20 protein-coding genes are annotated in these 21,029 nt (G+C 41.3%); 16 read left to right on the forward strand and 4 right to left on the reverse strand.

Features of this window, described 5'->3' with window-relative positions; all coding sequences use genetic code 11:
* Positions 1–81 precede the first annotated feature (81 nt).
* Positions 82–591 carry an HD domain-containing protein gene (locus ABWV72_RS06900; protein WP_216049913.1) on the forward strand — a complete coding sequence of 170 codons (510 nt, stop codon included), beginning with the start codon at positions 82–84 and terminating at the stop codon, positions 589–591.
* Positions 592–769: 178 nt separating this feature from the next.
* Here the strand turns inward: ABWV72_RS06900 and ABWV72_RS06905 are convergent, their stop codons facing one another.
* From ABWV72_RS06905 to map, 4 genes are all read right to left on the reverse strand, one after another.
* Complete coding sequence (locus ABWV72_RS06905; protein WP_353369537.1) at positions 770–925, reverse strand: hypothetical protein; 156 nt, start codon at positions 923–925, stop codon at positions 770–772.
* A 674-nt stretch (positions 926–1,599) separates the two neighbouring features.
* Complete coding sequence (dapD, locus tag ABWV72_RS06910; protein ID WP_353369539.1) at positions 1,600–2,424, reverse strand: 2,3,4,5-tetrahydropyridine-2,6-dicarboxylate N-succinyltransferase; 825 nt, start codon at positions 2,422–2,424, stop codon at positions 1,600–1,602.
* Positions 2,412–5,057, reverse strand: a complete 2,646-nt coding sequence (glnD, locus tag ABWV72_RS06915) for a [protein-PII] uridylyltransferase (RefSeq protein WP_353369541.1) — start codon at positions 5,055–5,057, stop codon at positions 2,412–2,414. The genes dapD and glnD overlap by 13 nt, the downstream gene beginning before the upstream one ends.
* Before the next feature lie 162 nt (positions 5,058–5,219).
* The gene (gene map, locus ABWV72_RS06920) at positions 5,220–6,011 is read right to left on the reverse strand and encodes a type I methionyl aminopeptidase (protein WP_303499583.1); all 792 of its coding nucleotides are present in this window, start codon (positions 6,009–6,011) and stop codon (positions 5,220–5,222) included.
* Positions 6,012–6,349: 338 nt separating this feature from the next.
* Between map and rpsB the strand changes: the two genes are divergently transcribed.
* The 15 genes from rpsB to rnhB all read left to right on the forward strand — a co-directional run bounded on the left by rpsB (position 6,350) and on the right by rnhB (position 20,991).
* Complete coding sequence (rpsB, locus tag ABWV72_RS06925; RefSeq protein WP_216049917.1) at positions 6,350–7,081, forward strand: 30S ribosomal protein S2; 732 nt, start codon at positions 6,350–6,352, stop codon at positions 7,079–7,081.
* A 149-nt stretch (positions 7,082–7,230) separates the two neighbouring features.
* Positions 7,231–8,103 (forward strand): translation elongation factor Ts, encoded by an 873-nt coding sequence (gene tsf / locus ABWV72_RS06930; RefSeq protein ID WP_216049918.1) that lies wholly within the window; start codon positions 7,231–7,233, stop codon positions 8,101–8,103.
* Positions 8,104–8,246: 143 nt separating this feature from the next.
* Positions 8,247–8,990, forward strand: a complete 744-nt coding sequence (gene pyrH, locus ABWV72_RS06935) for a UMP kinase (RefSeq protein WP_216049919.1) — start codon at positions 8,247–8,249, stop codon at positions 8,988–8,990.
* 83 nt (positions 8,991–9,073) lie between these two features.
* Positions 9,074–9,595, forward strand: a complete 522-nt coding sequence (gene frr, locus ABWV72_RS06940) for a ribosome recycling factor (RefSeq protein ID WP_252729387.1) — start codon at positions 9,074–9,076, stop codon at positions 9,593–9,595.
* A gap of 27 nt (positions 9,596–9,622) precedes the next feature.
* On the forward strand, positions 9,623–10,351 hold the full coding sequence (gene uppS, locus ABWV72_RS06945; protein ID WP_216049921.1) for a polyprenyl diphosphate synthase: 729 nt from the start codon (positions 9,623–9,625) through the stop codon (positions 10,349–10,351).
* A gap of 31 nt (positions 10,352–10,382) precedes the next feature.
* Entirely contained in the window at positions 10,383–11,246 is an 864-nt protein-coding gene (locus ABWV72_RS06950; protein ID WP_216049922.1) for a phosphatidate cytidylyltransferase, read from the forward strand.
* On the forward strand, positions 11,246–12,427 hold the full coding sequence (ispC, locus tag ABWV72_RS06955; RefSeq protein WP_216049923.1) for a 1-deoxy-D-xylulose-5-phosphate reductoisomerase: 1,182 nt from the start codon (positions 11,246–11,248) through the stop codon (positions 12,425–12,427). Before ABWV72_RS06950 ends, ispC begins: the two co-directional genes overlap by 1 nt.
* On the forward strand, positions 12,427–13,773 hold the full coding sequence (gene rseP / locus ABWV72_RS06960; protein ID WP_353369677.1) for a sigma E protease regulator RseP: 1,347 nt from the start codon (positions 12,427–12,429) through the stop codon (positions 13,771–13,773). Before ispC ends, rseP begins: the two co-directional genes overlap by 1 nt.
* A gap of 62 nt (positions 13,774–13,835) precedes the next feature.
* Positions 13,836–16,301: an outer membrane protein assembly factor BamA gene (gene bamA / locus ABWV72_RS06965; protein WP_216049924.1), complete on the forward strand. Its 2,466-nt coding sequence runs from the start codon at positions 13,836–13,838 to the stop codon at positions 16,299–16,301.
* 52 nt (positions 16,302–16,353) lie between these two features.
* Positions 16,354–16,869: an OmpH/Skp family outer membrane protein gene (locus ABWV72_RS06970; protein ID WP_216049925.1), complete on the forward strand. Its 516-nt coding sequence runs from the start codon at positions 16,354–16,356 to the stop codon at positions 16,867–16,869.
* Between the two features lie 15 nt (positions 16,870–16,884).
* The gene (gene lpxD, locus ABWV72_RS06975) at positions 16,885–17,919 is read left to right on the forward strand and encodes a UDP-3-O-(3-hydroxymyristoyl)glucosamine N-acyltransferase (protein ID WP_216049926.1); all 1,035 of its coding nucleotides are present in this window, start codon (positions 16,885–16,887) and stop codon (positions 17,917–17,919) included.
* 38 nt (positions 17,920–17,957) lie between these two features.
* Positions 17,958–18,404, forward strand: coding sequence for a 3-hydroxyacyl-ACP dehydratase FabZ (gene fabZ, locus ABWV72_RS06980; protein WP_216049927.1), 447 nt, complete (start codon positions 17,958–17,960; stop codon positions 18,402–18,404).
* Between the two features lie 3 nt (positions 18,405–18,407).
* A complete protein-coding gene (lpxA, locus tag ABWV72_RS06985) occupies positions 18,408–19,178 on the forward strand; it encodes an acyl-ACP--UDP-N-acetylglucosamine O-acyltransferase (RefSeq protein WP_216049928.1) in 771 nt (256 codons plus the stop codon).
* A gap of 42 nt (positions 19,179–19,220) precedes the next feature.
* A complete protein-coding gene (gene lpxB / locus ABWV72_RS06990) occupies positions 19,221–20,399 on the forward strand; it encodes a lipid-A-disaccharide synthase (protein ID WP_353369548.1) in 1,179 nt (392 codons plus the stop codon).
* A complete protein-coding gene (gene rnhB / locus ABWV72_RS06995; protein ID WP_216049930.1) occupies positions 20,392–20,991 on the forward strand; it encodes a ribonuclease HII in 600 nt (199 codons plus the stop codon). The genes lpxB and rnhB overlap by 8 nt, the downstream gene beginning before the upstream one ends.
* Positions 20,992–21,029: the final 38 nt, after the last annotated feature.

The following is a 21,029-nucleotide window of genomic DNA, read 5'->3' on the forward strand; positions in this document are numbered from 1 at the left end:
TAAATTTCAGCTCTATTGGTTTAATTTTGTTACAAAGAGCGAGTTGTATCGCTAACTTTGCTGGGGGGACATTTAGTATTTATGCTGAAAGAAAAAGTTAAAGCGCGAGAGTTTGCAGTTAAGTCACATGGTGACCAAAAATATGGCAAACATCCTTATTCGTATCATTTAGACGAAGTTGCTGAAAAAGCGAAGGCCTTTGGCGAAGATGCTGAAGTGATCGCTTATTTGCATGATGTGGTAGAAGATACCTCGACAACCATCGAAGAGATCGAAGAAAAGTTTGGTAAACTAATTGCTAGCTGTGTTGCAATTGTCACCGATGAAAAAGGCCGGAATCGGCAAGAACGTAAAAAGAAAACCTATCAGAAGATGGCTAAGGTTTCTGGCGAAACTGAACTCGCGCTGATTGTAAAAGTATGTGACCGCCTATCAAATGTAAAAACCAGCTTAAAAGATCAGAATTCAAGAATGTTAATTGTTTATCGTGGTGAGCACCCCGTTTTTCGTGCATCCGCATATCGCCAAGGTCTGTGTGATGAATTGTGGGAAGAACTCGACAAATTACTAGAAACACCCAGCGAAAATTAACCCAAGAGTATCGTCTTAAATCTGCTTGTTTTGTGCTTTAAACATGGCCGTCCATGTAAATCTGTTCTAAACATGGCTGTCCATGTAAATCCGTCCATGTAAATCCGTAAACTCAATATATATGCCTGTCATGTAAATCATGCCTGTCCATGTAAATGTTGTGCTTATGTTTAGTACTTTAAACATGCCTGTCCATGTAAATGGCTAATCTGCCTGTCCACGTAAATTCACGTTTATCATGGGTGTCCATGTAAATCGCTAAATCATATTTATCATGGTTGTCCACGTAAATCTGTTCTAAACATGGCTGTCCATGTAAATCTGTTCTAAACATGGCTGTCCATGTAAATCCGTAAACTCAATATATATGCCTGTCATGTAAATCATGCCTGTCCATGTAAATGTGCCCTTTAAACATGGCTGTCCATGTAAATCGCTAGTCCACGTAAATCATTTCTGTTAAACATGGCTGTCCATGTAAATCGCTAGTCCATGTAAATAGCTAATCATATTTATCATGGCTGTCCATGTAAATCGATCGAAAGTTAACCCAAGAGTATCGTCTTAAATCTGCTTGTTTTGTGCTTATGTTTAGTACTTTAAACATGGCCGTCCATGTAAATCGCTAAATCATATTTATCATGGTTGTCCACGTAAATCTGTTCTAAACATGGCTGTCCATGTAAATCCGTAAACTCAATATATATGCCTGTCATGTAAATCATGAATCCGTAAACTCAATATATATGCCTGTCATGTAAATCATGCCTGTCCATGTAAATGGCTAATCTGCCTGTCCACGTAAATTCACGTTTATCATGGGTGTCCATGTAAATCGCTAATCATGCCTGTCCATGTAAATCGTCCCGCATATCGATGGGGGTCCAAGTAAATCGAGGGACAAAAAAGGGGAAGGTGATTTTGAAAAAGTATAAAAAAACCCTGTAAAACATGGTGTTTACAGGGTTGATTGGTTGCCTTCTAACAAATTATGTTTGTTGGCTAAGACTATTCAGCGGCACGCAATAGTGCATTGATACCAACTTTTGAACGAGTTTGAGCATCTACTTTCTTCACGATGACTGCTGCGTATAGACTGTATTTGCCATCTTTACTCGGTAAGCTACCAGACACAACTACTGAGCCTGCAGGAACTCGACCATAATGAACTTCGCCTGTTTCGCGGTCGTAAATTCGGGTACTTTGGCCAATGTAGACACCCATTGAAATAACACTATCTTCTTCAACAACCACACCTTCAACAATTTCCGAGCGTGCGCCAATGAAGCAGTTGTCTTCAATAATGGTTGGGTTAGCTTGCAATGGCTCTAAAACACCACCTATTCCAACACCGCCAGACAAATGTACGTTCTTACCTATTTGTGCACAAGAACCCACAGTCGCCCAAGTATCAACCATAGTGCCTTCGTCAACAAAAGCGCCTATGTTTATATATGACGGCATTACTACTACGTTTTTGCCTACAAAAGATCCGGTTCTAACTGCCGCTGGTGGAACAATACGTACACCCTCAGCTTCAAATTGTGCTTTAGTGTAGTCTGAATATTTCAATGGAACTTTGTCAAAAAAGCGACTCTCTGCGCCTTCAATAACGTCATTGTCATTAATACGGAAATACAACAGAACTGCTTTTTTAAGCCACTGATGAACAACCCATTCACCGGCTATCTTTTCTGCTACTCTGGCTTGGCCAGAATTTAATAGTTCAATGGCACTAATGACCGCTTGTTTTGTTGCGTCATCTACTGACGCTGCTGTAATCGAAGCTCTATTTTCAAACGCTGCTTCTATTTGGTTTTTTAACTCTGACATGCTTCACCGCTAGTTGAGGGTTGATCTAATAATTGGGTTAATCGTTTTTTAAGTTGAACTTGTTGCTCAGTGGTAAGGGCCTGATCTTGTTCATTAGCAATAATAAACAAATCTTCTGCACGCTCACCAATGGTTGAAATTTTTGCCATGTGTAACGTTAAATTTAGCTCTACAAATAGGTGGCCGACCTTGGCTAGTAATCCAGGGGCATCCAATGCTTCAAGCTCTACCATAGTGACTTCGGAGTTACTCTGGTAAAAGCGAACTTTGGTGGCTACGTCTAATTGCTTCATACGACGTGACATTTTACGTCTGTTGTTGTGTTCTCTGCCCGGTTTAGCAAGTTGGTCTTCTATCGCTTCCACTAAACTTTTTAATCGACTAGGAGACGATATTCGTGAACCATCCTGTTCTAACAGGATAAAACTATCGAATACATAACCATCATTGGTGATGGTAATTTGGGCATCGTGAATCGAACAATTTCGGCTATCTAAAACTGACGCAATTTGTGCAAAAAGTGCAGGACGGTTTTTACCATAAACTAGTAGCTCAGTTCCAGCTTTTGCGGTTGTGTCATTTAGCGCAATGGTTAAACTATTTTCGTCTTTGCTTTCTGCTTTTGCGACTTCATTTGCATGCCAAGCCAACTGCATCGGGCTGAACCTTGCAAAATAGTCATTATTTAAACGATGCCAAAATTGATCAATCTCTGCTCCAGTGACCCCTTGCTTATTCAGCATCTCTCTGGCTTCTATTTGATGTTTATTCACTCTTTCAAGTAAGGTAATGCCACACTGCAGCCCATTGTCCAAGGCTTTTTGTGTTAACAAATACAATTCTCTAATCAGTGATGCTTTCCAATCGTTCCAAAGATTATTATTGGTTGCGCGAATATCTGCTAACGTCAGTGCGTATAAATGTTTTAAATGATTTTGACTTTTTACTGCTCGAGCGAATTCACCAATAATTTCAGGATCATAGATATCTCTACGCTGAGCAACTACTGACATGAGAAGGTGGTTTTCTACCAACCAGCGAATTAGCTCAGCGTCGTCCCCGTCGATGCCATGAGACTCACAAAAAGTGACCACATCCGCTGCCCCTAATACCGAGTGATCGCCATTTCTACCTTTACCAATATCATGGAAAATAGCGGCTAAGTATAAGAGTTCTGGCTTATCTGTTTCCCTCACGATCTTTTTACAGCGGGGGAATTCTCGGTTTTCGTCACTGTGATAACTATAAACATGTTTAACCAGTCTATGGGTGTGTTCATCCACAGTGTAGGCATGAAACAAGTCAAATTGCATCATGCCTACAATATTATCCCACTGTGGCAGATATGCCTGAAGGATTCCGTGTTTATGCATTAAATCCCAGCCCAACCCAAAGAAGTTAGGATGTCGCATAAGTTGCATAAACAATTTACGGCATTCAGGTATCTCACAATAATATTGGCTATTAAACTTTCTGCGCGCATTGCGAAGTTGACGTAAACAGCTAGAGTGCAACCCTGTGCAATCTGGCGTATTGGCAATTAATAACAAAAATGACAGGATATCTTCGGGGGATTTAAAAACGTCGTCATGCAGCGGACTGATTAAGCCATCTAATAACTCATAATTGTCATCTATAAGGTGATGGTTTTTAACCTTTAACTCTAAGATATCTTGTTTGAAATATTGCAGTAACATGCCATTAAGTTCAGACACTCTTCGCACAGTTCGAAAAAATGACTTCATCATTCTTTCAACAGCTTGTTTTCCTTCACCATAACCTAGACGTTCTGCTACGTCGGTCTGATAATCAAATAATAGCCGGTTTTCACTGCGACCTGATATCAAATGTAACGCAAATCGAATTTGCCAGAGATGAGAGCGAGATTCAATTAGCTCTGCCCATTCACCCTCGGTGAAATAACCGTGGTCAACTAATTCATGGCCATTCCAAACATTAAAGTGTTGTTTAGCTACCCAACCAATAGATTGGATATCCCGCAAACAGCCTGGATTTTCTTTAACGTTTGGTTCTAAGTTATAGGAGGTGTCGTTGAATTTTCTGTGACGTTCTATTTGTTCTTCATATTTGGCAGTGAAAAAATCTTTACTTGACCAATATCCTTTGCCTTTTATCTTCTTTTGCAAGGTTTCAAAGCTGGATTCGCTGCCTACCAGTAATCTGGACTCAACCAAGTTGGTTGCTATGGTGGTGTCTGCCTTGGCTAAATTAAAGGTTTCTTTGATTGTGCGTACAGACTGACCAACATCTAACTTGATATCCCACAAGAAGGTGATGAAAATACTGACTTTTTCTTGCAACTTAGCATTGATGGTTTTATCACTGAGAATCAGCAGGTCCACATCAGAGTGCGGTTGAAGTTGGCCACGACCATAACCGCCAACGGCAACTAAGGCTAAACCTTTTTGATCATTTAGACCAACCAAGTTCCAAGCACGCAAAAGCAAAGCATCGATGAAAACAGCTCTTTCGTGAACCAGTTGGTCAACCGGCACTTTTGTGAATTCCTGAGATAACCAATCTACGCTATCAGTTACACATTTTTTGAAACTGCTAATGTCATTTATGTCAGTAATTTTCTGGATATTTTCAATGAGCTGATCTAATGACAAATGTAGTACCTCTAAAAGCTGTTTTAGACAACGAGACGCAATGCAAACACGAACAAATACAATTTATATTATAAAATTAAAGTGTCCATTAAGCGCAGTGGTATAGCAAATAACTAATTCACGTTAGTCATAATCATTATTCATAAGTAAAAACATGCTGAATTAATGACTTATCACTCTATCAATGGTTTCGTCGTCTCTAAGAGTGAGAATTTCCACACCATCCTTAGTGACTAATAAAGTGTGTTCCCACTGTGCGCTCAAACTACGGTCTTTGGTAACCACAGTCCATTGGTCGGGCAGGATCTTCGAATAACGTTTACCGGCGTTAACCATTGGCTCAATGGTTAAACACATGCCTTCTAACAATTCAACGCCGGTATTAGGTCGGCCATAATGAACCACTTGTGGTTCTTCATGAAAGTTTGCACCAATACCATGACCACAATATTCTCTTACAATGGAATAATTGTGCTTTTCTGCGTGTTGCTGAATGACATGTCCAATATCGCCCAATCGTGCCCCTGGTTTTACAAGTTCAATGCCTTTGTACAAACATTCTTGGGTCACTCTAATTAAGCGCTCAGCTAAAATGCTGGGTTTACCTACCACAAACATTTTTGATGTATCACCGTGATAACCATCTTTAATCACAGTCACATCAATATTGATGGTATCTCCGTCTTTTAACTTTTTGTCTGAAGGAATGCCATGGCAAATAACATGATTGACCGAAGTACAAATAGATTTTGGGAAGGGAGGATGCCCATAATTCAAAGGAGCAGGAATACATTGCTGTTCATTGACAATATAATCATGACAGATTTGATTGAGTTCATTAGTGGTGACACCCTTCTTAACGTAGGGGCCAATCATTTGTAAAACATCAGCGGCTAATCTACCCGCTACTCGCATTTTCTCAATTTCATCTGGAGTTTTAATCGTGATTGTCAATTTTGCATCCTAAAAAAATAACTCAAAGCAATAATGAGGCGAATTGTATCTTTTAAGCCTAAAAATGTATAGATGACAAAAAGAATTGCCGGTTTACTTCATTTGCAATGACGAACATGCAGATATAGCCCTTTTTACTTGCGTGAAGTAGGCCCGCATGGTATAAAGCGCACCGCAAATTCAATAGCATTATTTTAGTGCTTAGAATAAAAGCGAAATTAACTAAATAACACACATACATCGACACATTTGTCGGGGTGTCTGTTTCGGGTTTGCCGCCTGAACGGATCGATAGATGGGATGTATGGAGGCCTAACCCCAATTTGAGGAAATTAATAATGGCAAACGTATCTATGCGTGACATGCTCCAGGCGGGCGTGCACTTCGGTCACCAGACTCGTTACTGGAACCCAAAAATGAAACCTTTCATCTTTGGTGCTCGTAACAAAGTTCATATCATCAACCTTGAAAAAACAGTACCTTTGTTTAATGAAGCATTGAACTACATTAGTAGTGTATCTTCTAAAAAAGGTAAAGTTCTTTTCGTAGGAACTAAACGCGCAGCTAGCGACGCAGTTAAAGAAGCAGCACAGAAATGTGACCAATTCTACGTTAACAAGCGTTGGTTAGGTGGAATGTTGACTAACTGGAAAACAGTTCGTCAATCAATCAAGCGTTTGAAAGAGCTAGAGCAACAGTCTCAAGATGGCACTTTCGAAAAGTTGACCAAAAAAGAAGTATTAATGCTTCAACGTGAAATGACCAAGCTAGAAAGTAGCTTAGGTGGTATCAAAGATATGGGCGGTCTTCCAGACTGTTTATTCGTTGTTGATGCAGATCACGAGCACATTGCAATCACTGAAGCACGTAACTTGGGAATCCCAGTTATTTCAGTAGTTGATACTAACTCTAATCCAGATGGTGTTGATTACATCATTCCTGGTAACGACGATGCTATTCGTGCGGTTCAATTGTACTTAAACGCTGCAGCTGATGCTGTTAGCCAAGGTCGCGAGCAAAACCTTGAAGTACAAGCTGAGCAAGACGATTTCGTTGAAGCAGCTGAGTAATTAAAAAGCCGCGACTTTCTTGTCGCGGCCTTGTCATTTTTTTGTGACGTTAGTTCAATAGAATGGCAAACATCTCATCAGGGGCGGTAATTATTTACGGCCCCTGTTTCTTAAGTTAAGAACTATTTATAAATGCTGAGGAAACCAAAATGGCAGTGACAGCAGCCCTAGTAAAAGAACTTCGTGAGCGCACCGGCGCCGGCATGTTGGATTGTAAAAAAGCATTGGTAGAAACCGACGGTGATGTCGAGCTAGCAATTGAAAATATGCGTAAATCTGGTCAAGCAAAAGCGGCTAAAAAAGCTGGTCGTATTGCAGCTGAAGGCGTGATCATGACTAAAGTTGCTAACGGTGTAGCAACTATGATGGAAATTAACAGTGAAACTGATTTCGTTGCTCGTGACGAAGGTTTCTTAGCTTTTGCTAACAAATTAGTTGATGTAGCTTCTGCAAACAAAATTAACGACATGGATGCGCTAAATAGCAGCGAAATCGATGGCGTTACTGTTGCTGATGCTCGTGACACACTAGTAGCAAAAATCGGCGAAAACATTTCTCCTCGTCGTGTTATTTCTGTTGAAGGCGACAACCTAGGTGCATACGTGCACGGTGGTCGTATCGGCGTAATCGCTATTTTGAATGGCGGTGATGAAGATTTGGCAAAAGACATTGCAATGCATATTGCAGCGGCTAGCCCACAATTCGTGAAGCCTGAAGATGTACCTGCAGAAGTTGTTGCGAAAGAAAAAGAAATTCAACTTGAAATCGCAATGCAATCTGGCAAGCCAGCTGATATCGCTGAAAAAATGGTTATCGGCCGTATGAAGAAATTCACTGGCGAAGTTAGTTTGACAGGTCAGCCTTTCGTTAAAGATCCTTCTAACACTGTTGGTCAACTTTTGAAATCTAAAGGTGCTGACGTGATTAACTTCGTTCGTTTCGAAGTTGGTGAAGGTATCGAGAAGAAAGAAGAAGATTTCGCGGCTGAAGTTGCTGCACAAATGGCAGCTGCTAAGAAATAATTGAGCCTTTCGCTTTTGCGTAAAGCCAATGTCATATAAACTATCGGCACCTCAAAATGAGGTGCCTTTTTATATGTACTATTTACGCGGATAAATTTAGTGGGTTTGAGCCCAATATCCAATAACGAAGGAATAGCCAATAAATGAGTATCGCACCAAAATCTGCATATCGAAGAATTCTGCTAAAGTTAAGTGGTGAAGCCCTAATGGGTGAAGAAGGATTCGGTATCGACCCCAAAGTTCTAGATAGAATGGCCCAAGAAATCAAAGAGTTGGTTGAAATGGGTGTGCAAGTAGGATTAGTAATTGGTGGCGGAAATTTATTTCGCGGTGAAGGGTTAGCAAAAGCTGGAATGAATCGTGTCGTGGGCGACCACATGGGTATGTTAGCCACGGTCATGAACGGTTTAGCCATGCGTGACGCTTTGCACCGAGCATTTGTTAATGCACGTTTAATGTCAGCCATACCGCTTAATGGTGTCTGTGATGCTTACAATTGGACTGAAGCCATTAGTCTTTTAAAGTCAGGACGCGTAGTCATTTTCTCTGCTGGTACAGGCAATCCATTTTTTACCACTGACTCTGCAGCCTGTTTACGAGGCATTGAAATAGAAGCCGACGCAGTACTTAAAGGTACTAAAGTGGATGGCGTTTATAATGATGATCCAGTCACAAATCCAGACGCTGTATTACTTAAAAACGTAAGTTATCAAGAAGTTCTGGAAAAAGAACTTAAGGTTATGGACTTAGCTGCTTTTACTTTGGCACGGGATCATAGCTTGCCTATTCGCGTCTACAACATGAATAAACCGGGCGTTTTACGCCGTGTTGTTTTGGGTGAAGACGAAGGGACTACAATTTCCCATCAAGGCACAAACAATCAATAACAACGATTTAAAAAACGATTAGTAAAATAAGAATTAGGGAGATTGCAGTGATAAATGATATTCATGATGATGCAAAACAACGCATGGAAAAAAGCATCAGTGCACTGAAAAGCCAATTAAGTAAAATTAGAACTGGCCGCGCTCATCCAGCGCTTTTAGATAACATTATGGTGCCATATTATGGCGCTGATACCCCTTTAAAGCAGCTAGCTAATATTTTTGCCGAAGATGCCAGAACATTGGCACTTACTGTGTTTGATAAAAGTGCCGCCGCCGCTGTCGAAAAGGCCATTATGCAATCTGACCTAGGATTAAATCCTATGAGTTCAGGTGCTGCTATTCGTATTCCTTTACCACCGTTGACTGAAGAGCGTCGTAAAGACCTTATCAAAGTGGTACGAAGCGAAGCTGAGCAAGGTCGTGTCGCCGTGCGTAATATTCGTCGCGATGCTAATGCCGATATCAAAGAATTGGTTAAAGAAAAAGAATTAGGCGAAGATGAAGGTCGTAAAGGCGAAGAGTTAATTCAAAAATTAACTGACGAATTCGTTAAAACCATCGATAGCGCATTACAAGATAAAGAAAAAGAGTTGATGGAAATTTAACCCTTTTTGGTTAATTCCTTTTACCTTATGAGTAATCTAAATATCCCAAAACATGTTGCTATCATTATGGATGGCAACGGCCGTTGGGCAAAAAAGAAAGGTAAGATCCGCACTTTCGGGCATAAAGCTGGTGTTGAGTCTGTGCGATCTGCCGTTCGTTTTGCTCGTCAAAATGGCATAGAGTCTCTTACCTTATTTGCATTTAGCAGCGAAAACTGGAACCGTCCTGCAGAAGAAGTCGGCGTTTTAATGGACTTGTTCAATTTTGTGCTAAATAGCGAAGCCAAGAAACTGAACAAAAACGACGTGCGTCTAAAAGTCATTGGTGATACATCACGATTTGACAACAAGTTAGTCGAAAAAATTAATAAAGCGGAAAAGTTAACTGAGCATAATGGTGCGTTAGTTCTCAATATTGCTGCCAATTACGGTGGTCGTTGGGATATATTGAATGCGGCCAAATCATTTGCAAAACAAGCTGTTAGCCAAGACTTGGATATTGATAGTGTAGACGAAACTGATTTTAATCAGTTTATGTCGCTTGCTGGTCAACCTGAACTAGATTTGCTCATTCGCACTGGCGGAGAACACCGAATCAGTAATTTTTTAATGTGGCAATGTGCTTACGCAGAGCTATATTTTACTGATACTCTTTGGCCAGATTTTGATGAACAAGCGTTTCAGCTTGCGGTTAATGACTATTCTGACCGTCAACGTCGATTTGGTATGACAGGAGAGCAGGTGGAAACTAAATGATAATGTTTTCCGCAAAGCTCAAAGGCTAATTATGTTAAAACAGCGTATAATTACAGCAGTTATTTTAGCTCCTCTTGCGTTAATTTGTATTTTATTTTTACCACTATTAGGCTTTGAAATATTCATTGCCTTAGTGGTAGGTTTAGGCGGTTATGAGTGGGCTAATATGTCGAGTATTAAGCCTAGACCGCAAAAAGCTCTTTATGCTTTTTTCATTCTGTTCTGTTGTCTATTTTTAGTTTACTGGGTACCCACGCAAAATATTTGGTATCAAGGCGCTTTAAATAGTTTATATGTTTATATTTTAGGTGTGGCAGCAATCTGGTGGTTTGTTTCACTATTGATGATTATTGCTTACCCGCGCTTTTCAGCAATATGGCGAACGAGTAAAGCTATTCGGTGCTTATTCGGTTTGTTCACTCTAATCCCCACCTTTGTCTCTGTTGTCTCGTTACGCTCTCATATGTACGATATTGACCCCCTATATGGTGTGTCACTTATATTTTATGTTTTAGGTATTGTCTGGGCCGCAGATATTGGCGCTTTTTTTGTTGGCGTCAAATTCGGCCGACATAAACTACGCCCTAATGTTTCACCTGGCAAAACCTTAGAAGGCTTAGCAGGTGGTATTGCCGCTTCGACCGCGATTATTGCCTTTGCAGCGCTGCACTATCAAGTAGACCCCGGTAGAATATGGATGCATGTACTTATCGGTGGCTTAACCGTTGGAGTGTCAGCTTTAGGCGATCTAAACGAAAGTATGTTTAAACGCTGTGCTGGAATTAAAGATAGCGGTAAAATACTGCCTGGTCACGGTGGTATATTAGATCGTATCGATAGCCTCACCGCGGCATTCCCTGTATTTGCCTATTGCTACGTTTTGTGGATGGCCTAATGCAAAATATAGCGATTTTAGGAGCGACCGGCTCCATTGGTCAAAGCACCTTGGATGTTATTCAATTACATCCAGAAAAATACAATGTGGTTGCGTTAACTGCCCATTCCAGTGTAGACAAACTAATATCCCAAGCGATTCTGTTTCAACCTAATTATCTGGTTATTTCTGATTTAGCCTCCTACACCTACGCTAAGCAGGCATTACAAAATGCCAATTTAAAGTGTGAATTGTTGGTGGGACAAGAAGGCTTATGTCAGGTGGCGTCAGACTCCAGTGTCGACAGTGTTATGGCGGCAATTGTAGGCGCAGCCGGGTTACTACCAACGTTAGCTGCCGTCAAATCTGGCAAAAAAGTCATGTTGGCGAACAAAGAGTCTTTGGTTATGTGTGGTGATATTTTTATTCAAGAAGTGAATAAAACAGGTGCCCAATTACTGCCGATCGACAGTGAACATAACGCAATTTTTCAATGTCTTCCTGCCGATTTCAAATATGGCGACCTTGCAGCGTCAGGCATTGCCAAAATATTATTAACCGGTTCCGGTGGGCCTTTTTTAAATCGCTCGTTGGATACTTTTGTCGATATTACGCCGGATCAAGCCTGTGCTCATCCTAATTGGGATATGGGGCGGAAGATTTCTGTTGATTCTGCCACTATGATGAATAAAGGCTTGGAGTTTATCGAAGCCAAATGGTTATTTGGCTTAAATTCTGCGGATATTCAAATCGTGTTGCACCCACAAAGTATTATTCATTCAATGGTTCAATATGCGGATGGTTCAGTGCTTGCGCAGATGGGCAATCCGGATATGAAAACGCCAATCGCCCATTGCTTGGCGTTTCCGAATCGAATTAATGCTGGAGTGACTCCCTTAGATTTTGCTGCGTTAGCAGATTTTAGTTTTCAGGTGCCAGATTTACAACGTTATCCAAACTTGAAATTAGCCATTAATGCCTGTGATGCTGGGCAATACGCGACAACTGCTTTAAATGCGGCGAACGAAATTGCGGTGGAAGCTTTTCTGTCGCATCAAATCGGATTTTCGCAAATTGCCGAAGTGAATGAAGAAATGTTACAGCGCATCGAAGCGCAACATTTGCAAGATATTGATGGGATTTTAGGCCTTGATAAACAAGTTAGATCCCTTGCTAAACAATTTATAGGAACCTTAGTTTGATTTTTGAGTTTATTCGCAATCTTTCCGCATTTGTCGTTGCCTTAGGGATACTCGTTGCGGTCCATGAATGGGGACATTTTTGGGTTGCCCGCCGCTGCGGCGTCAAAGTTGAACGATTTTCTATTGGTTTCGGCAAAGCCTTGTGGTCGCGCACAGACAAACTGGGAACCGAATATGTTATCGCTGCTATTCCTCTGGGTGGTTACGTAAAAATGCTGGATGAACGAGTGGAGCAGGTTAGCGATTCTGATTTACCCTATGCGTTTAATCGCCAACATGTGCTCAAACGCATCGCGATAGTCGCTGCCGGACCTATGGTTAACTTCTTATTCGCGATTTTCGCGATTTATTTAATGTTACTGATTGGCCAACAATCGGTTAAACCCATTGTTGGAAATATTGAACCGGATTCAATTGCCGCCAATGCAGGGTTTGCTGAACGGGATCAAATTACCCAAATATCTGGGCACGAGACCAACGACTGGCAAGCGGTGAACTATGAAGTGATGCGGCTGATTGGTGATTCAAGTACCCAAGTGCAAGTCACCACTAAAGACGGTTACAACAAAGTTTTGGATTTAGATTTAAGGAATTGGCAATTTGACCCTGAAACCACGTCACCAATGGCGAGTTTGGGCTTTGCACCTTATCGCACTAACCCCACTAAACAGCTTGCTTTGGTGAGTGAATCTTCGCCAGCAGCTGACGCCGGATTGCAGGTGAATGACATTATTCTCAAGTTTAATGGAACTACTGTGGCAAATTGGGAACAAATAGTGGAGCTGATTGAGCAGCACCCTAAACAAAATGTTACTATCACAATCGATAGAAATGGCATTGAACAGCAGGTGACAGCTACTATTGGCGTGAAACCAGACGATCCTGATAAGGGATTATTAGGTGTAGTTACCTACTTAGAACCTTATCCGGAAGAGTATTTATTTCACAAGCAGTATGGTCCAATTGAAGGTTTATCTGAAGGAGTAAGTGAAACCTGGCGACTTATAACATTGAGTTTTGACATGATTGGTAAGCTTTTTACCGGTGATGTATCTGTTAAAAGTTTAAGTGGCCCAATTTCGATTGCCCAAGGTGCGGGTATGACGGCCAGTGCTGGAATTGTCGCATTTTTGAGCTTTTTAGCGCTTATTAGTGTGAATTTAGGGATTATTAATCTTTTCCCTCTTCCTGTGCTTGATGGCGGGCACTTACTCTATTATTTTATAGAGCTTTTAACTGGGCGACCGGTTCCGGAATCCGTACAGGAAGTGGGATTTAAAATTGGCGGGATCATCTTGTTACTGTTAATGACAGTAGCTTTTTATAATGACATTGCGCGTTTATAGTGTGGATGACACAAACTACATTGCCGAAGTAGGCTATGAGTGCTTAGGAAGAATATTAATAAATGAAGTTTAAACAGTTAGTTGTAGCCGGATTCATATGGTCCAGTGCTAGCTTAGCCTTAGCTGCTACAGACCAAGAGTTCGTCGTATCCGACATCAAAGTTGAAGGTTTACAAAGGGTTGCTTTGGGAGCCGCGCTGACCTATCTGCCTGTGCAAGTCGGTGACACTATGAATAGTTTCCGTTCGGCTCAGTTAATTCGTAGCCTGTATTCATCTACTCACTTTGAAAGTATCGAAATTCTTCGTGATGGCACCACTTTGGTTGTGAAAGTCAAAGAGCGTCCAACCATCAGTAATATTATCTTTGACGGCAATGACGATATAAAAGATGAGCAGTTGCAAGAAAGTCTTGATGGCAACAACATCCGCGTGGGTGAGCCGTTGGATAAAACGGTTTTAACCGGTATCGAAAATGGCTTAAAAGACTTTTTCTACAGTATTGGTAAATACAATGCTGATGTCAGCGCCATTGTCACGCCATTGCCTCGTAACCGAGTTGATTTGAAGCTGTTGTTTGAAGAAGGCGACTCTGCAAAAATTCAACAAATTAACATTGTCGGTAATGAAGTCTTCTCTGACGCTGAGTTGTTAAGACAAATGGAGTTAAAGTTCGATACACCGTGGTGGGACTTTTTATCTGAAACCCGTTATCAAAAACAAACTCTCTCTGGTGATATGGAAACGTTACGAAGCTACTACCTAGACCGCGGTTATTTGCGCTATCAGGTAGACTCAACGCAAGTATCTATGACCCCGGAAAAAGATGGTATTTATGTCACAATGAATATCTCTGAAGGTGAGCAATACACTATTTCTGAAGTAGACCTAATTGGTGACCTATTGGGTAACGAAGAATACATGCGCGCTGTATTACCGCTTACCGCTGGTGAGTTATATAACCAAGCAGAAGTAACCTACACAGAAGAGTTCTTCAGTAAATATTTAGGTCGTTTTGGATATGCGTATCCGACAGTAACCACGATCCCTGAAATTAATGATGAAGACAAAACTGTTAAATTGACGCTATCTGTCGATCCTGGAAAACGTATTTACGTGAACCGCATTACCTTCGAAGGTAATACAGTGACTGCCGATGAGGTTTTACGTCAGTCGGTCAGTCAAATGGAAGGTACTTGGCTTTCGAACAGTTCTTTGGAATCGTCTAAGAATAACTTGTCACGTTTGACCTACATGGAAGAAGTGGATTTTGAAACCGTCCGTTTACCAGGTGAAGATGACAAAGTTGATGTGGTATATAAAGTTAAAGAACAACCTTCTGGTTCATTTAATGCTGGTGTGGGTTACGGTGATAGAACCAAACTTAGCCTGCAAGCCGGTATTCAACAGGACAACTTCTTAGGTACAGGTAAACGATTGGCATTCAATGTTAGTACTGTATCTTACCAAAAGAGTGTGCAACTTTCCTACACAGACCCTTATTTCACTATTGATGGAATTAGTTTGGGCGGAAATATTTCATATAGTGAATTCGATGCTGGAAGTGCAAACCTTGTACAATACAACAGTAAACAATACACCGTTGGAATAAACGCTGGTTATCCAATTAATGAATTCAACCGAATTAATTTTGGCTTGAGTTATAGTGATGTAGAGTTATCTCGTCGCAGTAACTATGAACAGACAGACCGTTTTTACAACCAATTTGTGAATGAAGATGATCCAGATGCACCTATTGATTACTCTAGTTTCCTAGCATCTGTATCTTGGACTCGTAGTACTCTAAACCGAGGGATTTTCCCAACGGCTGGTTCGTCACAAAGCGCATCCTTTAGCATTACTACTCCTAATTCTGATGTAAATTATTTCAAATCGATTTTTGATACTAAATTCTACTTCCCGCTTACCCGTGATCAAAGATGGTCAGTGCTTACTCGATTGCGCGCAGGTTACGGTAACGGTTATGGTGAAACAAATGGCATAGAACAGATATTGCCATTCACTCAAAACTTTACGGCCGGTGGTAGTGATACCTTACGCGGATTCGAAAATAACACTGTTGGACCTCGTGGCGTACAATTGTCACCCACAAGTATTACCGGACCAGACGGTGAAACTATCTTGTTAGGTCCTGAATCTGACCGGGTTGCAGTATCTTCTCGTTCCTTAGGTGGTAACGCGATGTTGCTCGGTGGTGTAGAATTAATTGTACCTACTCCGTTTGTTGGCGAAGAGTTTGATAATTCAGTGCGTTCAAGCTTGTTTCTTGATGCCGGTAATGTGTGGGATACTGAATTCGACTATAGCTTATATCGTGATCTAGATCAGATTAGTGAAGACCCTGTCGCAGATTACGGCGATTGGACTCGCTATAGAGCTTCTTACGGAGTTTCTGTACAATGGTTATCACCAATGGGTCCAATGGTCTTTAGTTTCTCTAGAGCTTTGCAAGAACGTGTTGGGGATGATGTGAAATTCTTCTCTTTCAACATTGGACAAACATTTTAAACATAATTTAGCATGAGCTAATTAGTATTATAAAAACAGGAAGGAGTTCCCTTTGAAACAAGTATTTAAAACCTTAGTCGTTACTGCACTTTTGAGCAGTGCTTTATTAAGTTCAGTAGCTTACGCAGAACAGAAAATTGCTGTTGTAAGTCGCGAGGCGGTAATTCAGCAAATGCCACAAGCGATTGCTAGTCAGCAAGCTTTGCAAATTGAATTTAAAGACGAAGGTTCAAAAGTAGATGCGATGCGTCAAAAGATAGCCACTGATCTTGAGTCGCTTAAGAAAAACGCACCGACTATGAGTGAAGCACAAATTAAAGCTGAACAAGAGCGTTTACAAGCAGCTAACACTGAATTTGAAGCGCTAGCTAAACCTTTGCAAGAAAAGCTACAAAAACGTAGACAAGAAGAAAACACCAAAATCGTTACTATGCTACAACAAGCTATCCAAGCAGTTGTAAATGAAGAAAATATCGACATGGTTCTAGATAGACAAGCGGTTGTATTCGCTACTCCTCAATACGATATCTCAGAGAAAGTATTGAAAAAAGTTAGTCAAATGAAATAACCTACCGGAGCCTGTATGCAGTCACTCAGTTTAAAACAATTGGCAGATCTTATTGGTGCATCTATCCATTTATCTGGCAATGATACTGAGGATACCCAAATTAATAGTTTGAGTACCTTGGCGAATGCAGGCATTGGTCAGATTTCCTTTTTAGCCAATAGCAAGTATCGTAGTCACCTGGCTGACACTAGAGCACAAGCGGTTATTTTACATCCAGACGAGTTATCCCATTGTCCTTGCACTGCACTAGTTCATCCAAATCCATACGTGGGATTTGCATTGGTAGCACAGGCTCTTGATACGACTCCGGCTGCGGCATCAGGTATCCATCCAACAGCCGTTATCGGCCAAGACGCAAAACTTGGTAATAACGTGAGTGTGGGAGCCAATGCTGTGATTGAATCAGGCGTGGTTTTAGGCGATGACGTGCAAGTTGGTGCAGGTACTTTTGTAGGCAAAAACTGTCAACTAGGTAACAGAACTAAACTTTGGGCAAATGTCACCGTTTATCACGATTCGGTAATCGGCGAAGATTGCTTAGTGCAATCTGCTACTGTTATTGGTAGTGACGGTTTTGGATACGCTAACGATAAAGGTAAGTGGATTAAGATCCCTCAGTTGGGACGAGTCATTATTGGTAATCGTGTCGAGATTGGCGCTAGTACTACTATCGATCGCGGTGCTCTTGAAGATACAATTATCGGCGATGGGGTGATACTGGATAATCAATTGCAAATTGCCCATAACGTAGAAATAGGTGAAAACACTGCTATGGCAGCGTGTTCAGTTATTGCTGGCAGTACCAAATTGGGTAAAAATTGTAGCGTTGCAGGATTGTGCGGTTTTAACGGACATATTGAAGTTTGTGATAACTCTCATTTTACTGGAATGAGTATGATTACCAAGAGCATAACCGAACCTGGTTTATATTCCTCAGGTATGCCGGCGGTGCCCAATCTTGAGTGGCGTAAAAATGCAGTTCAATTCAAAAAAATAACGTCTCTTGCTCAACGTGTCAAAGTTTTAGAGAAACAACAATCTACAAAGTAACAGGGTAGTTCCCATTACTTATTAAAGGAGATCAGCCTTTGGCCGACAATTTGAACACCATCGAAATCGAAGAAATCATGGAGCTTTTACCCCATAGATATCCATTTCTATTGATTGATAGAGTAACTGAATATGTTTTAGGCGAAACGATTAAAGCCTATAAAAATGTTACCTTTAATGAACCTTGTTTCACAGGTCATTTCCCTGGAAAACCCATATTCCCTGGTGTTTTAATTCTTGAAGCAATGGCACAAGCTGCGGGCATATTAGGGTTTAAAACTGCGGGAAACAGTGATGAGTTATACCTTTATGCTGGTATCGACAACGCACGCTTTAAGCGCCCTGTAGTTCCTGGCGATAGATTAGATTTCGACGTGTGTGTTGTGAAAGAGAAGCGCGGTATATGGAAATTTAAAGGCGTTGCCAGTGTGGATGGTCAAGAAGCTTGTGTTGCTGAATTTATGTGTGCAATGAGGAAAATGTAACCAGTGATCCATGAAACAGCTATTGTGCACCCGTCTGCTAAGTTAGCAGCAGACGTTCAAGTTGGTCCATATTCCGTTATCGGTGAAGATGTCGAGATAGGAAGTGGAACGGTTGTCGAGTCACATGTGGTCATTAAGGGACCATGTACTATTGGTAAAAACAATCGTTTTTTCCAGTTTGGTTCGATTGGTGAAGAATGCCAGGATAAAAAGTATGCTGGTGAAAAAACCCGATTAGAAATTGGTGACAACAATGTTTTTCGGGAATGTGTGACTATCCATCGTGGTACGGTTCAAGATAAATCACTGACCAAAATAGGCTCAAACAATTTATTTATGGCTTACGCACATGTGGCGCATGATTGTGTTGTTGGAGATGATAACATTTTTGCTAACAATGCGACCCTTGCTGGTCATGTACATGTTGGCAACTACGTTATCTTAGGTGGTAACACGGCTGTGCACCAGTTCTGCCATATTGGCTCTAACAGTTTTACTGGTGGCGGTGGCATCATATTACGTGATATCCCTCCCTTTGTTATGATCAATGGTATCGACAATACGCCGGCAGGAATTAACTCCGAAGGGTTGCGTCGCAGAGGCTATGATAAAGAGGTAATAATGAGTATTAAACGTGCTTATAAAGTACTTTATCGGAACGGCAATCGTGCCGAAGAAGCCGTTCAAGAGTTACGCAAAATGGCCGAAACCACAAAAGAAGTGGGATTAATGGCTGATTTTGTAGCAAACTCTGCCCGAGGAATAATCCGCTAATCATACTGATTAGCTTTATCGCAAACTGCGAGCCAACCTTATATGTCTAAGCGTCCTTTGAAAATTGCTATCGTTGCCGGAGAAGCCTCTGGCGACGTGTTAGCTGCGGGTATGATAAAACAGATTTTGGCAATTCACCCCGATGCACGGTTTACAGGAATTGCCGGTCCTAATATGCTTGAGCAAGGTTGCGAAACCTTGTTTGAAATGGAAGAACTTTCTGTGATGGGCATAGTAGAGGTACTGTCCCGTATTCGCCGATTACTGTTTATTCGAAAAACCGTCCTGCAACATTTTACCGATAATCCCCCCGATGTCTTTATCGGAGTGGATGCCCCTGATTTTAATCTGCCGTTAGAAAAGAAACTAAAAAAACTTGGGGTCAAAACCGTCCATTACGTCAGTCCTACTGTATGGGCTTGGCGGGAAAATAGAATTTATGGGATTGCTGAAGCGACTAACTTAGTACTCAGTATTTTTCCATTCGAAAAAGCCGTTTACGACAAACATGGATTCCCTTGCCAATATGTTGGCCATACTATGGCGGATGATATTGAGCTTTACCCCGATCAAACTCTAGCTCGCCAACAACTTGATGGCGTAACGTTAAGCAAAGACGCAAAAGTGCTGGCGTTGCTACCGGGCAGCCGGGCTGGCGAAGTGAATATGTTGCTTGAGGTCTTTTTGCAAAGCGCAAGCAAAGTGTGTACTACGGTAAGAGAATTACATGTGGTGATCCCCGCTGTCAATGAAGTGCGAAAATCGCAAATTGAAGCCATAGTGTCGGCGTTTAAGAGCTTGCCAGAGTATCCGCAAAACATGCATATTTCAGTGCTTATGCGACAATCTCGTAATGTTATGATCGCCTCGGATGCTATTCTACTTGCCTCTGGTACTGCGTCACTTGAAGCTATGTTATGTAAGCGTCCAATGGTGGTAGCCTATCGTTTAAAATGGCTTACACATCAAATAATGAAAGTAATGTATAAACCCAATTACTTCTCACTGCCTAATGTGCTAGCAGATAAACCCATTGTGCCTGAATTATTACAAGAACAAGTGAATCCTGAAACCATCTCTGAATATCTGATCCCGATGTTCGCCGGTGATAGCGTAAAGATTCCAGAGGAGTTTGTTGGTTTACATGAAATGTTAAAACAGGATGCAGATAAACAAGCTGCGGCTGCCGTATTAAAGTTAATTGGTGCAGAATATGAGTGAGGCTTGCCTTATCGCCGGGGTTGATGAAGTCGGCCGTGGACCTTTGGTGGGAGATGTTGTGACCGCAGCGGTAATATTGGATCCGCAAAAGCCTATTTTAGGATTAAACGATTCCAAAAAACTGAGCGAGAAAAAACGCAACGTATTGTTCAACCAAATTATTGAAAATGCATTATGTTGGTCAGTAGGGCGAGCTAGCCCAAAAGAAATTGATCAGCTGAATATTCTACATGCCACTATGTTGGCTATGAAACGCGCTGTTGAAGGTTTATCAATTCAGCCTGATTTGGTGCAAGTCGATGGTAATCGATGCCCAGATTGGCATTATGCCAGTGAAGCAATCGTTAAAGGCGATGGCAGTGTCGCAGAAATTTCAGCCGCGTCTATTATTGCTAAAGTCACCAGAGATCGGGAGATGGCAGAATTGCATTTACGCTATCCTGAGTATGGTTTTGATCAACATAAAGGCTACCCTACCAAAGCTCATTTGTTACGTTTAGCTGAGCTAGGGCCAACGGAAGAATACCGTATGAGTTTTAAACCTGTGCAACAAATATTGATACAACACAATGGAGTCATCCATGCAGTCTGAAGCCACAGAAGCACCCGTGAAATTTATCCATTTGCGCG

The sequence above is a fragment of the Aliiglaciecola sp. NS0011-25 genome (assembly GCF_040370605.1).
Taxonomy (GTDB): Bacteria; Pseudomonadota; Gammaproteobacteria; order Enterobacterales; family Alteromonadaceae; genus Aliiglaciecola; species Aliiglaciecola lipolytica_A.